This is a genomic window from Inquilinus limosus MP06, from assembly GCF_000767795.1.
In the GTDB taxonomy this organism is placed as follows: domain Bacteria; phylum Pseudomonadota; class Alphaproteobacteria; order DSM-16000; family Inquilinaceae; genus Inquilinus; species Inquilinus limosus_E.
Window position 1 is genome coordinate 1 of sequence record NZ_JANX01000500.1, and the last position, 4,781, is coordinate 4,781.

The 4,781-nt window shown below is 67.8% G+C and carries 5 protein-coding genes and 1 pseudogene; 2 read left to right on the forward strand and 4 right to left on the reverse strand.

The window, feature by feature from the left end:
- Together P409_RS26930 and P409_RS26935 are read left to right on the forward strand one after the other, a co-directional pair.
- Positions 1-870: pseudogene (locus P409_RS26930) on the forward strand (chromosome partitioning protein ParA); the annotation flags it as partial.
- Positions 871-970: 100 nt separating this feature from the next.
- Complete coding sequence (locus tag P409_RS26935; protein ID WP_152613560.1) at positions 971-1,699, forward strand: hypothetical protein; 729 nt, start codon at positions 971-973, stop codon at positions 1,697-1,699.
- A 240-nt stretch (positions 1,700-1,939) separates the two neighbouring features.
- Here the strand turns inward: P409_RS26935 and P409_RS26940 are convergent, their stop codons facing one another.
- The 4 genes from P409_RS26940 to P409_RS40955 form a co-directional block, all read right to left on the reverse strand.
- Positions 1,940-3,238, reverse strand: a complete 1,299-nt coding sequence (locus P409_RS26940) for a hemolysin family protein (RefSeq protein WP_034845671.1) — start codon at positions 3,236-3,238, stop codon at positions 1,940-1,942.
- 160 nt (positions 3,239-3,398) lie between these two features.
- A complete protein-coding gene (gene folE / locus P409_RS26945; protein WP_052121447.1) occupies positions 3,399-4,031 on the reverse strand; it encodes a GTP cyclohydrolase I FolE in 633 nt (210 codons plus the stop codon).
- 96 nt (positions 4,032-4,127) lie between these two features.
- Complete coding sequence (gene apaG, locus P409_RS26950; RefSeq protein ID WP_034845672.1) at positions 4,128-4,520, reverse strand: Co2+/Mg2+ efflux protein ApaG; 393 nt, start codon at positions 4,518-4,520, stop codon at positions 4,128-4,130.
- A gap of 53 nt (positions 4,521-4,573) precedes the next feature.
- Positions 4,574-4,781, reverse strand: a 208-nt coding sequence (locus tag P409_RS40955; protein WP_034845674.1) for an OmpA family protein, incomplete at its 5' end; no start/stop codon positions are given.

The following is a 4,781-nucleotide window of genomic DNA, read 5'->3' on the forward strand; positions in this document are numbered from 1 at the left end:
GCCGAATCGGCCCTGGCCGAAGCCCGCGAGGCCCGGGTGCGGGGCGAGGCGGCGGTGGTCGCGGCCCAGACCGCGGTCGAGGGGCTGCGCACCCGGATCGCCGAGCGGCTGGACTGCGCGCCGGAGGCCGTCGCCGGCCTGGCCGGGCTGACACCCGAGTCGCCGCTGCCGGACCAGGAGGATACCGCCCGCAAGCTGGACCGGCTGAACCGCGAGCGCGAGGGCATGGGTCCGGTCAATCTGCGGGCCGAGGTCGAGATCGTCGAGATCGAGTCCCAGCACACGCGACTGTCGGCGGAGAAGGAGGACCTGACCGCCGCCATCGCCAAGCTGCGCCAGGGCATCAACTCGCTGAACCGCGAGGCGCGGGAACGGCTGGTGGCCAGCTTCGACGTGGTCGACGGCCATTTCCGGACGCTGTTCACCCGGCTGTTCGGTGGCGGCAAGGCGCAGCTGTCCCTGACCGACACCGAGGACCCGCTGGAGGCGGGGCTGGAGATCTTCGCCAGCCCGCCGGGCAAGAAGCTGCAGCACCTGTCGCTGCTCTCGGGCGGCGAGCAGGCGCTGACGGCCGCGGCGCTGATCTTCGCGGTATTCCTGACCAACCCGGCGCCGATCTGCGTGCTGGACGAGGTCGACGCGCCGCTGGATGACGCCAATGTCGACCGCCTGTGCACCCTGCTGGTGGAGCTGGCGGAGGGCGGCCGCACCCGCTTCCTGATCATCACCCACCACCGCATGACCATGGCGCGGGTGAACCGGCTCTACGGCGTCACCATGATCGAGCGCGGGGTGAGCCAGCTGGTCTCGGTCGACCTGGAGCAGGCCATCCGCCACGCCCAGCCGCACCAGCAGGAGCTGGCGGTGTAGGATCAAGGCAAAGGCCGGGGAGACAATCCGGCTGTCGATGGCGATGGGAGCGCCCACGACGATGATCGGACCAAGGGCTTGCAGCGGTTTGGCCGCCCTGATGCTGGTCGGCCTTGCCACTGAGGCCAGCGCCGGGAGTTCCGCCACAGCCCTGGCCGAAAGCCAGGCTGCCTACAATGGCTTCCGGCAGATGTTCGAAAAGGTCGGCCCTGGACATGTTTTCCCCGAGGCGACAGACCCTGCCGTCGCTGCCGTGCTGGCGGCAGCGTGGAACACGGATCTCCTCTGGACGCCAGACGCCGTGGAGATCGCAAATCTGGAGGCTCTCGATTCCATCTGCCGGAACGGGATGATCATGTGGAAAGCGTATCTCTTTGAAGACATTGATAGACTAGAGAGCCTGGACGAAGTGCTTTCGAAGAGAATGGTCCGCTATCAGGCCGAGGTGGGACCGGGGATCGCATTCTCGATCCGGTGTGCCGCGTCGTTCATCGATGCCTATGAGACCACCCTATCAGGGGCGGCAGACCAGAAAGGCGCGTACAGCTATTGGGTCGATGCGGAGCAGAGATGGATTCCCTCGGCCTTCGGCATTGTCTGCGCGGGGCTCTTCGCCAACGAGAACTCCCGTCCTCTCACCGACGCCTTGCATGCGGTGCTTCCGGGGCTGATCGCCCTGGATCGCCGGACCTTCGATCGTGATGCTCTCCTGAAATCGGCGCGCGACGCCATGGCAGGAGCTCCGGTCATGCCCGGAGCCAGAGGCCGGAGGGGCTGCCGTGACCTGCAGGCGTTGCTGACAGCGCAACCGGAAGGCAACATCCGCTGAAGGCCCGTCCGTGCAGTGAAGGAACTGACCCGAGATCGAGCAGATCACACTTCCACCCATTTCTGTCATGCCCAGGCTTGACCCACGGCTGTCCGGTTAGGCTTTCGGGGTTGTGGATAGAGTGCCTGATCTCAACTTTTATTGTCATTGCCGGGCTTGATCCGGGCATCCAGGAGACTGTCGAGACCTTCTGGATTGCCGGATCAAGCCCGGCAATGACAGATGAGGCTTGCGGGAACGCTACGGCTCCGTCTGGTCCACCCGGATCAGCACCTTGTCGATGCGGTTGCCGTCGAGGTCCAGCACCTCGTAGCGCACGCCGTTCTCGATGAAGCTCTCCGCCACCTTCGGCAGGTGGCCGAGATGCCAGAGCACGAAGCCGGCAAGGGTCTGGTAGTCGCCGTCCTCCGAGCGCAGGCCGCGCAGGCGCAAGAGGCGCTCGACCTCGTCGATCGGGATCATGGCGTCGACCAGCCAGCTGCCATCCTCGCGCCGGACGATCGAATAGCCGCCGGGGACGTCGGTCAGGTCGGCGACTTCGCCGGCGATGGCCGCCAGGATGTCGCTGGGCGTCACCAGCCCCTCGACGCTGCCGTATTCGTCGACCACCACGGCGAGGTGGATCGGCGCGCTGCGGAAGGTCGTCAGCAGCTTCAGCGCCGGCGTGCCGTCCGGCACCACCAGCGGCGGCCGCATGGTCTCGGCCACGTCGAACGGGCCGCCCTGCAGCATACGGTCGAGCATGTCCTTGGTCTGGATCACGCCCTGGAGCTCGTCGAGCTCGCCGCGCGCCACCGGGAACCGGCTGCAGCCGCTTTCGGCGATGGTCCGGCGGATCTCGTCCGGGCTGTCCTCGAGGTCGATCCAGACCATCTCGTGCCGCGGCGTCATGATCGAGCGCACCGACCGGTCGGCCAGGCGCAGCACGCCGTCGATCATCTCGCGCTCGGCCTCGACGAAGACGCCGGCCTCGGTGCCCTCGGCGATCATCGACTTCACCTCCTCCTCCGTCACCGTCTGGGCGGGGACGGCGGAGACGCCGAGCAGGCGCAGCACCAGCTCGGTCGAGCGCTGCAGCAGCCAGACGATCGGGGCGCCGATGGCCGCGACCATCTGCATCGGCCGGGCGACGCGGGAGGCGATGGCTTCCGCGTGGTTCAGCGCGATGCGCTTGGGCACCAGCTCGCCGACGATCAACGAGAAATAGGTGATGGCGACCACGACCAGGGCGAAGGACAGCTCGTCGGCCCACGGCCCCATGCCGGGAATGGTGACCAGCCAGTCGCGCAGCGGCACCGACAGCGTGGCGCCGCCGAAGGCGCCGGCGAAGATGCCGATCAGGGTGATGCCGACCTGGACGGTGGAGAGGAGGCGGTTCGGGTCCTCGGCGAGGGCGAGGGCGGCCCTGGCGCCGCGGTGGCCCGAATCGGCCATGTTTTGGAGACGCGCCCGGCGGGCGGAGACCAACGCCAGTTCCGACATCGCGAAAAAGGCGTTGAGCAGGATGAGAGCCACGACGATGACGAGTTCGACGATCATCGGCGGCCACTAGACGGAGGTTCGTCCGTCTCTTCGCTTCGGGAAGCAGGCATAATGCCGGGTGAAATACCCGGTCGAGCCCGCCGCGTCCACCGTCATGCCGTCACAGTTCGGCAGGACGGCTGTCCGCAACGGGGCACATCTTCGGGTTTCCGGCCGGTCAGACCGGCATCCCGATCATCATCTGGAATTCGCGGCGCAGCTGCGGCTCGTCGCGGAAGGCGCCGATCATGCAGCTGGTCACCATCTGCGTGCCGTGCTTGTGCACGCCGCGGGTGGTCATGCAGTGATGCTGCGACGACACCATCACCGCCACGCCGCGCGGCTTCAGCACCTGGTCGATGGCGCCGGCGATCTGCGCCGTCAGCCGCTCCTGGATCTGCAGCCGCTTGGCATAGGCGTCGACCACCCGCGCCAGCTTGGAGATGCCGACCACGCGCCGGTCCGGCAGATAGGCGACATGCGCCTTGCCGATGATCGGCACCATGTGGTGCTCGCAATGCGACTCGAAGTCGATGTCGCGCAGCAGCACCATCTCGTCGTAGCCCTCGACCTCCTCGAAGGTGCGGGACAGCAGCTCGACAGGATCCTGGTCGTAGCCGCGGAAGAATTCCTCATAGGCCTTGACCACGCGTTTCGGCGTGTCGCGCAGCCCCTCGCGCCCGATATCCTCGCCGGCCCAGCGCAGCAGCACGCGCACCGCCTCCTCGGCCTCGGAACGGCTCGGGCGCTGCTCGGACGCGGATTGTGCCGTGACGTTGGCCGCCACAGGGGTGAAGGGGTTGCGGGTCATGGTGCCGGCCTCTCCGGGCGGTTGTCGATGGCGGTGATGTCCCACGCTGCGGCCCGGGCCTGGGTCGCGCGGGATTTCGGGATGATCTTGGTCACGTCAGTTCAATCGGATCGTGCGGTGCGGGCTGTCCAGCGAAAAGGCGGGGATCGCCACGTCGAAGCGCTCGCCGGCCGGGGTTTCCATCTGATAGGTGCCGACCATGATGCCCGAAGGCGTCGCGATCGGCGCGCCGCTGGTGTACTGGAACACCTTGCCCGGCTCGATCACGGGCTCGACCCCGACCACGCCGGGGCCGCGCACCTCCTGCACCCGGCCGAATTCGTCGGTAATCCGCCAGTACCGGCTGCGCAGCTGCACCCGCTCCGCCCCGTGATTGGCGATGCGGACGTGATACGCCCAGACGTAGTGGTTCTCGTCCGGCGAGGACTGGTCCTCGAGATAGACCGGCTCGACCGACACCTCGATCGCCCGGGTTTCCGCAGTGTACATGACCTCGATCCGCTGGCCGGGGGCGCGGAGGCGCCCCGTGTCTCCCCATCAGACTATATGGGACGCCCCGGTGTCGCGTCCAATCGCGACACCGCCGAGGACTCAAATCCGATCTCGACCCGGTCATTCGCCGGCTCCGCCTGCCCCGCCGGGGCCGGCAGCAACGGATCGGCCGCGCCGGCGCCGGTGACCGTGATCCGGTCGGGCGCGATGCCCGCTGCCTCCAGCCGGGCCGCGACCAGCCGGGCCCGCCGCAGCGAC